The following is a 16,018-nucleotide window of genomic DNA, read 5'->3' as shown; positions in this document are numbered from 1 at the left end:
TTTACCAGTACAATAGAGTTCTTGGGGCCGATCCGGATTCGACGTGGGTCGCGAAACAACTCAGGGCATGCCGAGCACCAGTTCGCTCGTTAAACCACTGGAAACACTACAAACGCCAACGACGAGCGTTTCGCTCTCGCCGCTTAAGCGGTGAGCCGCTGCACTGATCTGTCCTTGGGTCAGGTGGAGGAAGGCAACTTCCTAGGGGGGTAACCCTCGAACCACAGCAGCGACATTCACAAGGAATCGGTCTGCGCTGGGGTCACACGGCTCAGATTTAAATTACGTGAATCGCTTTGGTCCGGCCTGTCGGTTGGCTAAGTCCAAGGTTAAAACTAAATAAATCGACTACGCATGTAGAACTGATTGCAGAGGGCTTGCGGACGGGGGTTCAATTCCCCCCGGCTCCACCAAATACTGCGATGTCGCCAAAATGGCCAACCTTACCGGTTGGCCATTTTTTTTGCCCGACCGCGGCTGCGCCCCCGCCTTGAAGATCGATGCGAGTGATCTGCACGGGCATCAATGCATCGCGAATATTCACTTCCCGCAATATTCGCAATATTTCCCACCGACCTATTAGTAACTAAAAGAAACCTCACCGGATACGCCGGGATACCCCATTGAAAGTAAATTGAAAGTTGATGCGACCCCATTTTACGTCTCTATGGGAAAGGTCGCTTTCGTTTACCCCAAGGCAATTTCGCAAATTGTTGCCAGCTATTCGGAAGCTCGGGAAATACTCCGTCACATATTACGAATACTTTCAAGACATAATAAACGCAAGAAAATGCCACCGGCTTGGGCCGCTCAACAGCGATGAAGATACTTTCCCTATTCGGAACGCGTCCTGAAGCCATCAAGATGGCGCCCCTGGTGACGGCGCTGCAGAACGAATCCCAGATCGAAAGCATCGTCTGTGTGACCGGCCAGCATCGCCAGATGCTTGACCAGGTGCTGGCGCTGTTCGACCTGCACGCGCAGCACGACCTGGACATCATGGTGCCCAACCAGACCCTGAACGGGCTGTATGCCCGCCTGATCAGCCGCGTCGACGAGGTGCTGGAAAAAGAGCAGCCGGACTACGTGCTGGTGCATGGCGACACCAGCACGGCATCGGCCTGTGCGCTGGCGGCGTTTCACCGCCGCATCCGCATTGGCCACGTGGAAGCAGGCCTGCGTACCGGCAACCTGGCCATGCCCTTCCCTGAAGAAATGAACCGCCGCGTGGTGGACGCCATCGGTGACCTGCTGTTCGCGCCGACCGCGCAATCGCGCGGCAATCTGCTGCGCGAGAACCTGGCAGGCCGCATTACGGTGACGGGCAATACGGTCATTGATGCGCTCGCCATGACGTGCGCCAAGCTGGCGCCCGAAGGCGAACTGGCGCGCGGCCTGCAAGCTCGCTATGACTGGCTCGACCCGAAGCGCCGTCTGATGCTGGTCACCGGCCACCGTCGCGAGAGCTTCGGCGGCGGCTTCAAGAACATCTGCGCCGCACTCGCCGAACTGGCCCGCCGCGAGGATCTGCAGATCGTCTACCCCGTGCACCTGAACCCGCAGGTCCGCAATGTCGTCATGACGGATCTGGCCGGCCTGGACCGCGTCCACCTGATCGATCCGCTGGATTACCTGGACTTTGTCTGGTTCATGCAACGCGCCCATCTCATCCTGACCGATTCCGGCGGGGTGCAGGAGGAAGCGCCCTATCTGGGCAAACCGGTGCTGGTGATGCGCGAAGTCACCGAGCGCCCGGAAGCCGTGCAGGCCGGCACCGTTGCCCTGGTCGGCACCGACACGCAACGCATCATCGCCGAGGTCAACCGGCTGCTGGACGATCCCGCCCTGCACGCCTCATTTTCGCGCCGCATCAACCCCTACGGCGACGGCCACGCCAGCCAGCGCATCGTCGACGCGCTGTGCGGCCGCCCCGTCGCCGAATTCGATCCCTACGGATCCCACGCCGGCACGCCGGCCTGACGCCTTCTGCCCCGCATTCCCCGCCCGGAGCCCCCATGTCAAAGCCCACTCCCTTTCCCGCCGCCCTGACGCTTTGCCGCGCGCTGATGGCCGCCGGCCTGCTGCTGCCGCTGGGCGCGATGGCCAGCCCTGCCGGAGACGCCTTGCGTCAACTGCAAGGCGATGACTGGGTGACGCGCAACACCACGCTGGCCGATCTGGGGATCGGCGAGCCGGTGGTGCTGAGCAACAGCGACGCGCGCCAGGAGTTCTACCTGCCGGTGCCGCGCGGCGTGCCGATTGCCGATGCCACGCTGAATTTCGACGCCAAATACACCAAGGGCGAACCGGGCCGCACCAGCCTGGTGCTGTGGGCCGATGGCGTGCCGCTGAACGCGCAGCGCATCGCCGACGGCGACGGGACGGTGGCGCGCGGCTTCGCCGTGGATCCGCGCAGCCGCGAAAGCGGCTTTCTACGGGTGGGCGTGGACTGGCAATCGGAAATCGCGCTGCGCCACTGTGAAAGCAATCGCGCTACCGCCAATGCGCTGACGATTTCACCGCAGACGCGCCTGACCTACCGCTACGACGCCTCGGCCATCGGCAACCTGGATGACGCCTGGGGCACCCTGCCCGGCAAGCCGACCCTGATCGTGGCGGGCGCCAAGCTGGACCAGCAGGCCTTTGACAGCGCCTGGCGCATCGGCGTGGCGCTGGAACGCGCCGGCAAGCGCGTCGCGGTGCGGGCCTTTCCGGCCGTGGGCGACGAGATCGACACGCGTGGCCTGCAGGCCCCCGGTGGCCTGTCGCACGTCCCCGCGTTCGCCGCGCTGACGGGCAACGAAAAGCACAAGCTGGCCAATCCCGCCGAGATCGGCGCACTGCTGGTCATGGGCGCGCCGGCCGTGGCGGGCGACGTCGTGATCGCCGATGCCGGGCTGCGCGCCAAGCTGAACGAGGCGCTGGATGCGCTGCAATCGCAGTTTGCCTCCGACGCGGATGCCGCCGAAGCCTTCAAGACCTGGCGCGCGCGCCGCGCGCCGCTGGCGGCGGCCGACCTGCAATCGAAGGAAATCCGTCTGGCCGCCATGGGCCGCCAGGCCGTGATCGCGGTGGCCGCCGATGCCGGCGCGCAGGGCGCGGGGGCGTTCGACACCGCCTGGCGCCGCATCCTGGTGACGCGCCAGGTGCAGGTCAAGACTGCAATGCCGCCCGAAACCTTCAAGGACGGCGGCCTGCGCCTGACGGCGCTGGGCGGCTCGCCCAACAGCTTCAACGTGGTGGCCAGCGGCGACTGGAACACGACCTTCCCGCTGGCTGCGGTGTCGTCCGATGGCCGGATGCCCGGCGAGCTGGTCATGGACGTATCGGCCGCGCCCGGGGCGTCGTCGACCCGGCCAGTGGCATCGGTGTTCTGGAACGGTATCCTGCTGGCCGCCAAGCAGCTGGATGCGGATGGCAAGCCCGAACGCCTGACGGCGCGCGTGCCCGGCTACGCGCTGGGCGTCACCAACGCCGTGCGCGTGACTTTCCAGCGCCAGCCGGTGTCGGTCGATTGCAACGAGATTCCGCAGGGCTACCCGGTGAACGTGCTGCCGACCAGCTACGTGAAGCCTGACCGGGCCGAGCCGGACGGCACCTTCGTGGGGCTCTTGCCCTTGCTTGCCGGCAGCCCGCAGGTGATCGTGCCCGACAGCTATCTGGCCGACGCCCCCGACAACCTCAAGCGCCTGATCGGCATTGCCTCGGCCAGCGGCGTCTCGACCTCCCGCGCCGAACTCACCGTGGCGGCAGGCGGCCAGGCGGTCAAGCCCGCCCGCCCGTTCCTGGCGATGGAAGTGGCCGTGGACGGCGCCAAGCCGATGGTCACGGTCACCGACCGCAAGCAGTTGCGCGTGGACGGCAAGAACGCAACCTGGCTGGACATTTCCGGACTGGATCACCTGAGCACGGCCGAAGTCATCAGCGCCAGCGGCCAGGACGGCGTGCTGTGGCACACCCTGGGCCAGCGCGCCGGCATGCTGGATGCGCCGTTCGTGCTGAACCGCGGCAATGTGGCGATCATCGGCGCCGCGGGCCCGGTGGCCTGGATCGACAGCGCCAACCCCGACGCGAGCCATCCGCCCGGCGCCGGTGAAAGCGCGTTCTTCGAATGGCGCCGCTATATCTCGTGGAGCGTGCCGGCGGTCAGCATCAGCCTGCTGGTGTTGCTGCTGATCCTGATCTTCGCGATGCGTGCCAGCCGCAGAAAGAACAAGGACAGCAAGTAATCCAGGACGCGCCAGCCCATGTCTTCGCTTTACTGGCCCTATCTCATCGCCGATTACTACCGCGGCCTGGAGATCGTGACCGCCATCGTTGGCGTGATCATCCTGCTTTCGAGCCTGGATGATCTGTTCATCGATGCCTGGTACTGGGTGCGCGAGGCCTGGCGCTCGCTGACCATCAAGCGGCGCTATGCACCGTTGACGGCCTCGCAACTGCGCGCCAAAGAAGAACAGCCGCTGGCGATCATGGTGCCGGCCTGGCTGGAGTACGACGTGATCGCGTCGATGCTCGAGACCATGGTGTCGACGCTGGAATACAAGAACTACATGATCTTTGCCGGCACTTACCAGAACGACGAGCGCACGATCAAGGAGGTCGAGCGGATGCGTCGACGCTACCGCCAGCTGATCCGGGTGGAAGTGCCGCACGATGGCCCCACCTGCAAGGCGGACTGCCTGAACTGGATCGTGCAGGCGATCTTCGCGCAGGATGCCAAGCAGCCGGTGCCGTTTGCCGGCGTGATCCTGCACGACAGCGAAGACGTGCTGCACCCGCTGGAGCTCAAGTACTACAACTACCTGCTGCCACGCATCGACTTCATCCAGCTGCCGGTGACCTCGCTGGAACGCCACTGGCATGAACTGGTGGCGGGCACCTACATGGACGAATTCGCCGAATGGCACACCAAGGACCTGGTGGTGCGCGAAAGCCTGTCCAAGATGGTGCCGTCGGCCGGCGTGGGCACCTGCTTTTCGCGCCGCGCCCTGGTCGAACTGGCGAACGAGACCAATAACCAGCCCTTCAATACCGACACGCTGACCGAAGACTACGACATCGGTGCGCGGCTGGCGCAACGCGGCATGCGCCAGATCTTCGGCAAGTTCGGCGTGGAATACGTGACCCGCCGCCACGCCTGGTTCGGCCTGGGCAAAGAGAAGATCTCCAGCGTGCACATGCCGCTGGGTGTGCGCGAGTACTTCCCCAACACCTTCCGCACCGCCTACCGGCAGAAAGCGCGCTGGACGCTGGGCATCGGGCTTCAGGGCTGGCAACAGGTGGGCTGGACGGGGTCATGGGCGACCAAGTACCTGCTGTTCCGCGATCGCAAGGGGCTGGTGACGTCATTCATTGCGATCCTGGCGTATCTGTTGCTGGCGAACTTCTTCGTGTTCTACCTGGCGGACCTGTTCGGCTGGTGGAAGGTGTATTACCCGTCGTATTTCAAACCGGGCGGCTGGCTGGTGACGCTGATGTGGATCAACGCGGTGGCGCTGCTGCTGCGGGTGGTGCAGCGAGCCTATTTCGTGGGGCGCATGTATGGCTGGGAACACGCACTGCTGTCGATTCCGCGGATGATCGTAGGCAATTTCATCAATGCCATGGCTGCGGCGCGTGCCTGGAAGCTGTTCATCGGCCACCTGATCACGGGCAAGCGGCTGGCGTGGGACAAGACCATGCACGACTTCCCGTCCACCGACCAACTGGCCCAGCAGCGCCAGCGCCTGGGTGAACTGCTGCTGTCGTGGCAGGCGATCGACGAAGATAAACTGGCGCGCGCGCTGGAAATCCAGGCGCGCGACAAAAGACCGCTGGGCGAGATCCTGATGGAGCAAGGCTGGCTGGACGAAGGCACCCTGAAAGAAGCCATTCACTTCCAGCAGGGAGGCCAGGCCGGCACCACGGCGGCCGTTGCCGCGCCGGCGCATACCGACGAAAAACCCGCGACCCCATGAAGCCACTGACCCGATCGTTGTTGCTGTCCGCCGCGCTGGCTTGCGCCGGGAACGCCGGGCCGGCCCAGGCCCAATCCGCGCCGCGCGCCGCGGAGGCTCCGCTGGAAGGCGCCGCCTACCAGTTCGCCGACGAAGGCTACAAGAGCTACGATGCCGGCAACTACGCGCTGGCGCAGCAGCAGGCTGAATCCGCCATTGCACTGCGTCCGGACGTCGAACGCTTGCGCCTTCTGTTGATCTATTCGCTGCAAAAGCAGGGCAAGTTGCAAGAGGCCGACAAGGCGGCAGCCGACGCGATCAAGAGCGGGCTGGACACACCGGGCCTGCGCCAGGCACGCGCCAACCTGCGGCCCCGTGCCGCCCAACCGGCGGGGGCGGCGGCCGGCGGCGCACCAGGCACCACGGCGGCCTACCGCCGCGGCTTTCCGATCGCCACGCGCGCCTATGCCGACTACAACCGCGGCGACTTTCCGGCCGCGCAGCGCGGCGCCGAGCAGGCCTTCCGCAACGACCCCAAGCAAGGGGCCTGGGCCATGCTGTGGCTGGACGCGCTGGAGGCCCAGGGCAAGTACGCCGAGGCCGAAGCCGCCGCGGACAAGGCCATCGCGCTGGGTGCCCCCAACAAGAACGACCTGACCGCGCGCCGCACCACCATGAAGCGGCGCCTGGCGATCAAGCCCGCCGAGCAAGGCTACCAGGCGCTGATCGCCAATCGCACCGGCGACGCGGTGCCGCTGGCGCGCGAAGCGGTGGCGCTGGCCCCGGATACCGCCAGCCACCGCCTCTTGCTGATGACGGCACTGATGCTGGACAACCAATTGGCCGCCGCCGAAGACGCCGCCACCGATGCCTTGAAGCAGGACGACGAGAACACCGTCGCCCTGCTGATGCGCGGCTACCTGCGCCAGCGCCAGGGCAAGACGGATCTGGCCAATGCCGATTTCGATGCAGCGCTCAAGCAGGACTGGCTGGATGAAGACCAGCGCCGCAATGTGCGCCTGATTGCCGCAGATGCCTCGCTCGCCGGCGGCGACTCCGCCCGCGCGCTGGCGTTGGTGCAGCCCCTGGGCGCCAAGGACGAAGCCGCGACGGCCCGCATCAAGCGCGCCCGCTCGGCGCCGACAGTGCCGGCTACGCTCACGCTGGCCAACTACCCCGCCCCGGTGCAGGATTGCCGCGATACGCCCTACGGCACGTCCTGCGAGCTGCTGCCGTCCGACGCCGCGGGCAGCGGCGGCCCGGCGTCGCTGGCGTACGCGGCCTACGCGCGCGAGGACTACCAGGAAGCCATCACCCAGGCTCGCAAGGCGTCGGAACAGGACCCCAGCAACAAGGAATTGCAGCGCCTCTTGACCACAACACTGGCCGCCGGCAACGCGGCGCAGCTCGCCGAGGCCGACAAGCGCATGAGCGACGCGCTGGCTGCGCAGCCCGATGACCCCGCCCTGCTGATGCAACGCGGCTACCTGCACCAGCGCATGGGCCAGCCCAAGCTGGCGCTGCAGGACTTCCAGGCGGCGCGCGCCACCGGCAAGGCCCCGCCCACGGTCATTCTGGACGAGGGCTACGCGCTGTCCGGCGTGGGCGACAAGCGCGGTGCGGTCGACAAGCTGAAGCAAGCCATCGACGAGGCCGACGCCGGCCGGCTGGAGCTCACGCCGCAACAGCGCTTTGACACCCGCAGCGGCATCGCCGGGTTGTCGCGTGAATGGGGCGGCTATGTGTCCGCCGGCTATCGTGGCGCGCGGCCCGCCTCGTCGGGACTGGGCGGCGCGGCCATCACCGTGCCCGGCGACGCCATCTTCAGCACCACGGAAATCTTCTGGCGGCCGTCGGACTTCCTGAACTCGTCGACGCAGACCTTCGAGCTGTACGGGCGCTTGTCGAACACGCTGTACAACAAGGGTGGCAAGACCGCCAGCCAGACGGTGTCCGACCCTTGCACCGGCAATTCCATCAATGTGGATGAGACCCGCAACCAGGGCATTTCGGGCATTCCCACCACGGTGGGATCGCTGGGCATGCGCTTCACGCCCTCCACCGAGGTGGGGCTGACGTTCGGCCTGGAGCGCCAGTTCAACCTGGGTACCGCCACGCGCCAAGGCACGTTCAGCCCGAAGCCTGACAATCTGCGCTGCAGCCTGAACAACAGCAACCAGACAGCCCACTACAAGACGGACGCCGGCAGCGGCGGCTGGCTGGCCTATGTCACTTACGGCATGTACGAAGGCACCACACTGCGCATCGATCGCCCCGACTGGTTCACCATGGAAGGCTACGTGCAGGCGGGCTATTCCTGGCAGGACATGTCGGCCCGTCTCTGGAAGCGCAACAACACCACGGGCGCCGACACCGACAAGACCACCGGCAAACTCAAGCGCGACCAGGCCTTCGGCGCCGGCGAATTGCGCGTGGGCCGCAGCTATCGGGTCGATCCGATCAGCGAACGCCTGGTGTTCTTCCCCTATGCCGTGGTGGGCATCGACTGGCTCTGGAACAAGAACCGGCTGAGCGGCCTGGACATCGACGGCACCGATTCGTACAACCAGTTGGGCGACGGCTCATCGTGGTCGATGGGCGCCGGCCCGGGTTTCAACATCCGCTACTGGTTCCGCGAAGACCACTACAACGCGCCGCGTTCGTACCTGGACCTGACCACCCAATACCGCTTCAATATCGGCGGCGGCCAAGCCGACCGGGCCAAGGGCCTGTTCATCAACCTGACCCTGTCCTACTGAGCCGCCCCCCCCCCCTTTTTTCAGGAGTCCGCCTGGCATGACTACCGTTACCCTTCACCCGCCCCGGCCCGCGCGCCGGCTGGCTTCGGCCCTGTGCGGCGCGCTGCTGGCGCTGGCCGCAGCAGGCGCCCAGGCGCAGCAAGCCTCGTCCATCGTGATCCAGGGCAAGGACAATTGGCTGTTTCCCGGTTGGGGCAGCCTGACGCAGGTCGATACCCGCGGCATCGACGCCTCGACGCAACTGGTGCGTGAAACCCGCGATGCCCTGGCCGCCAAAGGCATCCAGCTGGAAGTGCTGATCCTGCCGGACAAGACCTTGTTCTACCAGGACAAGCTGCCGGATGGCACGACCCTGAGCGCCGAGGTCAAGAAGCGCTACCAGACCATCCAGGACAAGCTCAAGGCCGCAGGCGTGTCCACCTTCGACGACGAGGCCGTGCTGCGCCGCGTGAAGGACAGCGGCAAGGACGTGTTCTACCGCACCGACCAGCACTGGACCCAGGCGGCCGCCGACGCCACCGCCGAAGCGCTGGCCCAGCGCATCCAGCAGGACGTCAAGACGCTGGCCGGCAAGCCCGGCACCGGCATGCCGCTGGGCAGCGTGGTCAACGAGCGCCGCTACGGCGACCTGGCAGAGCTGTTTCTGACGCCCGACCAGCGCAAACAGGCCGGGCGCGAGACCTTCACGGTGCGCCGCCAGGCCGACAACCAGAGCCTGATCGATGATGCGCCGGCGCCGGTGCACGTCACCGGCCACAGCATGGTACAGCCGTACTTCGGCTTTCCGCAGAAGCTGTCCAACGTGCTGGACCGCCCCGTTTCCGTGAACTGGAAGCCCGGCAATGTCGGCCAGTGGATCATGCTGCTGGAATACCTGGAGTCGCCCGCGTTCAAGCAGAACAAGCCGCAGGTGCTGGTGTGGCAGATGTTCGAGCCCACCTTCGCCCAGGGGCCCGACGCCAAGGGGCTGTGGGACAACGCGTCCATCATGACCGCCGACAGCTGGCGCAGCCGCATGAAGGCGGCGGTGGGGCGCTAGCATCGTGGCGCAAGCGGACAAGGCGACATTGCCCCCGGCTTCCGGACACCGGCTGCACGCCATCGTCTTTGGCGTGCTGCTGGCGCTGGGCCTGGGCTGGGGCGCATGGTGCCTGGTTCAAGCCAGGCTGACCGCGGCCGACGTCGCGCCGTCGGCCTGGATGAACGGCACCGCGGGCACGGCATTGAACAAGTCATTGCGCCTGCCCGCGCAGGCCAGCCTGGACACCTGGAATTCCTCGGTGCGCTACCGCATGCTGGGAGCGCTGGGCGACCAGGTCGCCATGGGCTGCCCCCAATGGCTGTTCTATCGTGACGGCCTGCGGCCCCAGCCCGGCGTGCATGTATTCGACGAGCGCCTGCGCCTGATGCGGCATTGGGTCGAGGAACTGCGCCGCCAGCAGGTGCAGGTGCTGGTGGTGGCGGTGCCCGACAAGTCGCGCATCGAGGCCGACCATCTTTGCGGCCAGACCGTATCGCTGCCGATGCGAGGCACCCTGGATGCCTGGCAGGACGCCCTGCGCGCGCAGAACGTGCCCTTCGTCGACTTGCGCCAGGCGCTGCAAGCCGCGCAGGCGCCGCGTTTTTTCCGCACCGACGTCCACATGAACGCGACCGGGGCCCAGGCCGCCGCCCGACAGGTGGCCGAGGCCGCCCTGCCCTTGCTCAAGGGTCCCGGCACGCAGGCCTTCAACGAAGAAAAGCCGGGGCCGTTGCAACCCCGCATGGGCGACCTGATCGTGCTGGCCGGGCTGGAACACGCACGGCCGGGCTGGCGTCCCGAACTGGACCTCGCCGCGCCGCAGAAGATCGAGCCCGTGCGCGGCGGCGGCCTGCTGGACGAGACGCCACCGGTCGAAGTGCTGCTGGCGGGCAGCTCGAACGGCCGCCGCAGCAATTTCGCCGAGCGCCTCGGAATGGGGCTGGGCCGCGAGGTGTGGAACCTGAGCCTGGACGGCGGGCAATTTTCCGGGGCCTTGCAGGTTGCGCTCAAGCAGCGCGAACAATGGCCCAAGAGCTTGAAACTGGTGATCTGGGAGTTTTCGGAAATGGCGCTGTCGCTGCCCCTGACCGACGACGAGAAATCCGTACTGGCCCGACTGCCCTGACCCGAGATGCTATTCAATTCCTACCTGTTCCTGTTGGTCTTTCTGCCCGTGACGCTGGCCGTGTACTACGGCGCCGGACGGCTGAACCTGCGGCTGGCTGCCCTGTGGCTGTGCCTGACGTCGTTCGTGTTCTACGGCTGGTGGAATCCGCAGTTCGTGGTGCTGCTGGCCGGCTCCATCGCCTTCAATTACCTGGTGAGCCTGTTGATCCTGCACACGGCCAGCCGGCCGCGGCTGCAAGGACTGATCGTGGGCCTGGGCGTCGGCGCCGACCTGGCGCTGCTGTTTCACTACAAGTATTTCGCCACGCTGCTGAACTTCCTGAACGACCTGGGCATGACCAGTTCGACCATGGATTCGATCATCCTGCCGCTGGGGATCTCGTTTTTCACGTTCACCCAGATCGGCTATCTGCTCGACTGCCGCGCCGGCGTCGTCAAGGAACGTAGCCTGCTCAGCTACGTGCTGTTCGTGACCTTTTTTCCGCACCTGATCGCCGGCCCGATCCTGCATCACAAAGAGATGATGCCGCAGTTCGCGCAGCCGGAAAATTACCGTTTCAAGGCCGAGAACCTGTCGGTGGGCGGCATGCTGTTCGTGATCGGCCTGGCCAAGAAGGTACTGCTGGCCGACGGCATCGCGCCCTACGCCGATGCCGGCTTCGCCGCCCCGGGCGACCTGCAGTTCTGGGGCGCGTGGGGCGCCAGCCTGTGCTACGCGCTGCAGCTCTATTTCGACTTTTCCGGTTATTCGGACATGGCGCTGGGGCTGGCCAAGATGTTCGGCATCCGCTTCCCGCTGAACTTCAATTCGCCCTACAAGGCGGGCAGCATCATCGAATTCTGGGCGCGCTGGCACATGACGCTGACGCGCTACCTGACGGCGTACCTGTACTACCCCGTGGCCATGGCTGTGTCCAAGTGGCGCACCGACCGCAACCTGCCCGTGGGCGCCGAAGGCGTGCGCACGCTGGGCGGCTTCATCGGCAGCATCGTCAGCCCCACGCTGTTCACCATGGCGCTGGCCGGCGTGTGGCACGGCGCAGGCTTCCAGTTCCTGGTGTTCGGCCTGCTGCACGCGATGTACCTGTCGGTGAACCATGCCTGGCGGATTTTCGTGGTGGGCCGAAAGCCCGCGGCGGCGCGCAACCTCAATGTGTTCAAGCGCGCCGCCTGCGTGCTGCTGACCTTCGTGGCCGTGCTGGTGGCGCAAGCGTTCTTCCGAGCCCATGGCGTGGGCGACGCGATGCTGCTGATGCAGGGCATGATCGGGCTGCGCGGCGTGGAAGCGCTGGACCTGGCCACCCACGCCAGTGGCCTGGCCTGGGGCGACGCCTGGCGCGTGCTGGTCGGCCATCACATGCAACTGATCTATGCTGTGGTGCTGCTGGGCATCGCCTGGTTCACGCCGAACGCCCACCAGATCCTGGGCCGTTATTCGCCCGCGCTGTTCAAGCCCCAGGAAGCGCCCTCGCCCTGGATGCGCTGGCGCCCCAACCTGGCGTGGCTGACGGTCATGCTGGTCCTGCTCTTTTTCTGCCTGGTCAACCTGCACAAGGAAACCCGGTTCCTCTATTTCCAATTCTGACCGCGGCGCGGTCGCGGAGCACGCTATGGACATCAACGAGATCGAAGCCAAGGTGGCCGACCTGATCGAAGGCATCATCCTCACCAAGGTCGACCCCGACACCCTGCTGATCGAATCCGGGCTGATCGACTCGCTGTCGGCAGTGGATGTGGCCCTGGCCGTCGAACGCCAGTTCGGCTGCAAGATCCCGCCGACCGAGATCGACGTGCACCTGGAATCGGTACACACGCTGGCGGCCTTCATTGCGGAGCATCCGCGCGCCTGACGCTCCCGGGAGGGCTGGACGATGCGTTTCGATTTCAACGCCTACGATTTCGTGGACACCGCCGCCGGCGCCGAGGCCGTGGCGGTGGTGGACGCCCAGGGCGCCTTGACGTGGGGCCAGCTGCAGGCGGCCACGCAGGCCTGGGAACAGGCGGCGCGGCAGGCTGGCGTCACGGCGGGCGTGCCGCTGGTGATCTCCGGCCACAAAGAGGCCGCGTTTCTCGTGGCGATCCTGGGTTGCCTGCGGTTGAAGGTGCCGTTCGTGCCGGTCGACGTGATCAACCCGCCCGAGCGCATCGCCCGTATCGGCGAGCTGGTACGGGCCGGCTTGCGCTATGACGCGCAGGCTGGCGGATTCGTCCCGGGCAGCGCCGCCCCGGCGCCGCTGGACGAGGCCGGACTGGCCTACATCATGTTCACCTCGGGCAGCACCGGGGACCCCAAGGGCGTGCAGATCGGGCGCGAAAGCGTGACGCTGTTCGCCGGCTGGATCCGCGACTGCCTGAACCTGGGACCCGCCCCCGCGTTCATGGACCAGATGCTGTTCAGCTTCGACTTCTCGCTGTTCAACTGGGTCGGCGCGCTGGAACTGGGCGGCACCTGCGTGCTGTGCCCGCGCGAGACCATCGCGCAGCGCGACACCTTCGTGGGCTACCTCGCCCACACCGGCATCAACGTCTGGGCGTCCACGCCGTCATTCGTGCGCCAACAGCTGTTCAATCCCGACTTCGACCGCGCCCGCCTGCCGCAACTGCGCGCCTTCGTGTTCGGCGCCGAGTCGCTGACGCCGACGCTGGCCGAAGAACTCTGGCAGCGCTTTCCCGATGTGCGCATCATCAATTCCTACGGCCCCACCGAAGCCACCTGCTCGACCACCTGGGTCGAGATCGATGCGGACCTGCGCGCTCGCGCGCCCAATCCTTTTCCCATCGGCCGCGCCAAACCCTACGCCGAGGTCTTCATCGAGAACGGCGAAATCAGCATCGTCGGGGACCACGTCATGCGCGGCTATCTGAACCGCCCTGACCTGAACGCCCAGCGCATGTTCACCCGCAACGGCAAGCGCGGCTACCGCAGCGGCGACCTGGGAGAGATCGACGCTGCCGGCCTGGTGACGTTCCGGGGCCGGATCGACGACCAGATCAAGATGCACGGCTACCGCATCGAGCTGGCCGAGATCGACGCCGCCATTGCCGCCCTGCCCGGCGCGCGAGCCGGGGCGACGGTTGCGCTGCGCCGCCCCGATGGCGCTATCATCCGATTGATCGGGTTCGTCGAACCCGCCGAGGCCGGCCCCGCAGGCCTGCAACCGCTGCCCGCGGCGCTGCAGGACTGGAAGGCCACCCTGGGCCGCCGGCTGCCCCCTTACATGATTCCGTCCGAACTGGTGGCCTGCCACCGCTTCCCGACGACCAGCACCGACAAGGCGGACCGCAAGCAGCTCGAACGCTTGTACCTGGAGGCCCGCCTGAGCAAGAAACCGGAGTCCCAAGCATGACCCGTCATGTTCGTTTCCCCGCCCTCGCGTTGGCATTGACGCTGGGTCTGGCCGCCGGCGGCGGCGCGGCGCATGCTGAAGGCGCGTTTGCCCAGTTGTACGCCGCGCGCCCGCCCGCCGGATCGTCGTTCGTACGGGTCGTGAATCCGGAAGTCGGGCCGTTCCGCGTGCAGGTCGCCAACGGCCCGTCGCAGGAAATCGGCCCCACCAAGCCTGCCAGCACCTACGCCATCGTCAAGGGCAACCAGGCCTTCAACGTGCTGGTCGACGGCAAGCCGATCGCCAGCCTGCAAGTGGCGCCCGACACCTTCAGCACGCTGGTGGTGCGCCGCGATGGCGTCAAGGTCACCTATGCCCTGGTGGACGACAGCAACGGCGCGCAGGACGCGCTCAAGGCCGAATTGCGCTTCTACAATCTGGCGGCCGACTGCCCCGGCGCCACGCTGGCGGTCAGCCCCACCGGGCCCACGCTGTTCCAGGACGTCAAACCCGGCGCCGCCGCAGCGCGGGCCATCAATCCTGTCAGCGCATCGCTGGCGGCCGGCTGCGGCACGGTGCTGTCGCCGTCCGTGCCCCTGCCCGCCTTGCAGCCCGGCGATCACTACAGTCTGTTCCTCACCGGCGGTCCCACCGCCCCCACCTTGAGCGGCCAGGTCAGCGCCACGGCCCCCTATAGCAAGTAAGGAGGCCGCATGCGCCGCGTATTCAGGGATGATCACGAGCTGTTCCGCGACCAGGTCCGGCGCTTTGTCGCCGAAGAGATCGCGCCCCACTACGCCGATTGGGAAAAGGCCGGCATCGTGCCGCGCGCGCTGTGGCGTCGCGCGGGCGAAGAAGGCCTGCTCAATTGCGCCCTGCCCGAGCCCTACGGCCTGGGCGGCGACTTCGGCCATGCCGCCGTCGTCATCGAAGAACTGGCGCGCGCCAACTACCTGGGCATCGGCTTTTCGATCCACTCCGACATGGTGTCGCCGTATCTGCAAGCCTTTGGCACCACCGCCCAGAAAGAACGTTGGCTGCCCGCCATGACCCGCGGCGAAGTGATCGGCGCCATCGCGCTGACCGAACCCGGCGCAGGTAGCGACCTCAAGGCCGTGCGCACGCGCGCGCGCCGCGATGGCGACCATTACGTCCTGAACGGCCAGAAGACCTTCATCACCAACGGTGTCAATGCCGGGCTGGCCATCGTGCTGGCCAGCACCGATCCCGACCTGGGTGCGCGCGGCCTGTCGCTGTTCTGCGTCCAGGAGAACCTGCCCGGCTTCACCAAGGGTCCGGCGCTCAGCAAGATCGGCCAGCACAGCCAGGATACCTGCGAGCTGTACTTCGACGACGTGCGCCTGCCGGCCGACTGCCTGCTGGGCCAGGAAAACGCCGGCTTCGAATACATGACGCAGGAACTCGCACGCGAACGCCTGGCGATCGCGCTGCGCGCGGCCGCCTCGCTGGAGGGCATGCTGGACGAAACCGCCGAGTACACCCGCAACCGCAAGGTCTTCGGCCGGCGTGTCTTCGACTACCAGAACTCGCGTTTCAAGCTGGCCAGCGCCCGAGCCCAGAGCACGATGCTGCGGGTGTTCCTGGACGACTGCCTGGCCCGCCACATGGCCGGCGAACTGGACGCCACCACCGCCGCCATCGCCAAGCTCAACGCCACCGAAATACAGGGCGCCGTGCTGGACGATCTGCTGCAGCTGTATGGCGGCTACGGTTATATGGCCGAATACGGCATCGGCCGCGCCTGGACGGATGCTCGCGCGCTGCGCATCTTTGGCGGCACCAGCGAGATCATGCGGGAAATCATCGGCCGCAGCTTTCTCTGAG

Annotated in this window: 11 protein-coding genes and 1 other RNA gene; all 12 read left to right on the top strand. The window is 66.4% G+C overall.

The window, feature by feature from the left end; translation table 11 throughout:
* Window positions 1-23: 23 nt before the first annotated feature.
* Window positions 24-413, top strand: a transfer-messenger RNA (tmRNA) gene (ssrA, locus tag AC6LJ2_RS19135).
* A gap of 406 nt (window positions 414-819) precedes the next feature.
* The gene (gene wecB, locus AC6LJ2_RS19130) at window positions 820-1,980 is read left to right on the top strand and encodes a non-hydrolyzing UDP-N-acetylglucosamine 2-epimerase (RefSeq protein ID WP_445658463.1); all 1,161 of its coding nucleotides are present in this window, start codon (window positions 820-822) and stop codon (window positions 1,978-1,980) included.
* A gap of 35 nt (window positions 1,981-2,015) precedes the next feature.
* Window positions 2,016-4,229, top strand: a complete 2,214-nt coding sequence (locus AC6LJ2_RS19125; protein ID WP_498151948.1) for a hypothetical protein — start codon at window positions 2,016-2,018, stop codon at window positions 4,227-4,229.
* Between the two features lie 18 nt (window positions 4,230-4,247).
* A complete protein-coding gene (locus AC6LJ2_RS19120) occupies window positions 4,248-5,960 on the top strand; it encodes a glycosyl transferase family protein (RefSeq protein WP_498151947.1) in 1,713 nt (570 codons plus the stop codon).
* Entirely contained in the window at window positions 5,957-8,698 is a 2,742-nt protein-coding gene (locus AC6LJ2_RS19115) for an NfrA family protein (RefSeq protein WP_498151946.1), read from the top strand. The genes AC6LJ2_RS19120 and AC6LJ2_RS19115 overlap by 4 nt, the downstream gene beginning before the upstream one ends.
* 37 nt (window positions 8,699-8,735) lie before the next feature.
* Complete coding sequence (locus AC6LJ2_RS19110) at window positions 8,736-9,737, top strand: alginate O-acetyltransferase AlgX-related protein (protein ID WP_263910665.1); 1,002 nt, start codon at window positions 8,736-8,738, stop codon at window positions 9,735-9,737.
* 28 nt (window positions 9,738-9,765) lie between these two features.
* Complete coding sequence (locus AC6LJ2_RS19105; protein ID WP_445658461.1) at window positions 9,766-10,845, top strand: alginate O-acetyltransferase AlgX-related protein; 1,080 nt, start codon at window positions 9,766-9,768, stop codon at window positions 10,843-10,845.
* 6 nt (window positions 10,846-10,851) lie between these two features.
* Entirely contained in the window at window positions 10,852-12,432 is a 1,581-nt protein-coding gene (locus tag AC6LJ2_RS19100; protein WP_498151945.1) for an MBOAT family O-acyltransferase, read from the top strand.
* Window positions 12,433-12,457: 25 nt separating this feature from the next.
* Complete coding sequence (locus AC6LJ2_RS19095; protein ID WP_263910660.1) at window positions 12,458-12,697, top strand: acyl carrier protein; 240 nt, start codon at window positions 12,458-12,460, stop codon at window positions 12,695-12,697.
* A gap of 21 nt (window positions 12,698-12,718) precedes the next feature.
* Entirely contained in the window at window positions 12,719-14,194 is a 1,476-nt protein-coding gene (locus tag AC6LJ2_RS19090) for an AMP-binding protein (RefSeq protein ID WP_498151944.1), read from the top strand.
* On the top strand, window positions 14,191-14,877 hold the full coding sequence (locus AC6LJ2_RS19085) for an alginate O-acetyltransferase AlgF (protein ID WP_498151943.1): 687 nt from the start codon (window positions 14,191-14,193) through the stop codon (window positions 14,875-14,877). The genes AC6LJ2_RS19090 and AC6LJ2_RS19085 overlap by 4 nt, the downstream gene beginning before the upstream one ends.
* A gap of 9 nt (window positions 14,878-14,886) precedes the next feature.
* Window positions 14,887-16,017 carry an acyl-CoA dehydrogenase family protein gene (locus AC6LJ2_RS19080; RefSeq protein WP_263910655.1) on the top strand — a complete coding sequence of 377 codons (1,131 nt, stop codon included), beginning with the start codon at window positions 14,887-14,889 and terminating at the stop codon, window positions 16,015-16,017.
* The last annotated feature ends 1 nt before the right edge of the window (window position 16,018 follow it).

Source organism: Achromobacter sp. 1014246743 (assembly GCF_059760725.1).
This window is presented reverse-complemented; position numbering and strand designations above follow the sequence as displayed.

What these genes read in the sequence shown, in the direction of transcription:
- AC6LJ2_RS19100 (WP_498151945.1), top strand. Translation starts at nt 10,852, where the DNA reads ATGCTATTCAATTCCTACCTGTTCCTGTTGGTCTTTCTGCCCGTGACG.
- AC6LJ2_RS19090 (WP_498151944.1), top strand. Translation starts at nt 12,719, where the DNA reads ATGCGTTTCGATTTCAACGCCTACGATTTCGTGGACACCGCCGCCGGC.
- AC6LJ2_RS19125 (WP_498151948.1), top strand. Translation starts at nt 2,016, where the DNA reads ATGTCAAAGCCCACTCCCTTTCCCGCCGCCCTGACGCTTTGCCGCGCG.
- wecB (WP_445658463.1), top strand. Translation starts at nt 820, where the DNA reads ATGAAGATACTTTCCCTATTCGGAACGCGTCCTGAAGCCATCAAGATG.
- AC6LJ2_RS19120 (WP_498151947.1), top strand. Translation starts at nt 4,248, where the DNA reads ATGTCTTCGCTTTACTGGCCCTATCTCATCGCCGATTACTACCGCGGC.
- AC6LJ2_RS19095 (WP_263910660.1), top strand. Translation starts at nt 12,458, where the DNA reads ATGGACATCAACGAGATCGAAGCCAAGGTGGCCGACCTGATCGAAGGC.
- AC6LJ2_RS19080 (WP_263910655.1), top strand. Translation starts at nt 14,887, where the DNA reads ATGCGCCGCGTATTCAGGGATGATCACGAGCTGTTCCGCGACCAGGTC.
- AC6LJ2_RS19110 (WP_263910665.1), top strand. Translation starts at nt 8,736, where the DNA reads ATGACTACCGTTACCCTTCACCCGCCCCGGCCCGCGCGCCGGCTGGCT.
- AC6LJ2_RS19115 (WP_498151946.1), top strand. Translation starts at nt 5,957, where the DNA reads ATGAAGCCACTGACCCGATCGTTGTTGCTGTCCGCCGCGCTGGCTTGC.
- AC6LJ2_RS19085 (WP_498151943.1), top strand. Translation starts at nt 14,191, where the DNA reads ATGACCCGTCATGTTCGTTTCCCCGCCCTCGCGTTGGCATTGACGCTG.